Genomic DNA, 252 nt, shown 5'->3' with positions numbered 1-252 from the left:
AGCCTGGGGCTGTGCCTGTTCACCTCCTTTGCCCTGGGGGCGCAGGATTATGCCGACCTGTATAATGCCGCCACCGGGGAAAACCTGACAGCAGAACAACTGCTGGCCTGCGGGGAACGGATCTGGAACAATGAGCGCCTGTTCAACCTGCAGGAGGGCTATACCGCCCAGGACGATACCCTGCCCCGGCGTTTACTGGAAGAGCCCATTCCGGACGGGCCGTCCAAGGGCAGTGTGCACCGGCTGGCAGAA

1 protein-coding gene is annotated in these 252 nt (G+C 62.3%); it reads left to right on the top strand.

What is annotated here, in order from left to right:
* The coding region (locus ULO1_RS12350) for an aldehyde ferredoxin oxidoreductase C-terminal domain-containing protein (RefSeq protein WP_242947956.1) at window positions 1-252 on the top strand (252 nt) is incomplete at both ends.

It is taken from the genome of Carboxydocella sp. ULO1, from assembly GCF_002049255.1.
Classification (GTDB): Bacteria; Bacillota.
The sequence above is the reverse complement of the archived record's forward strand: the minus strand, read 5'-3'. Positions and strand labels throughout refer to the sequence as shown.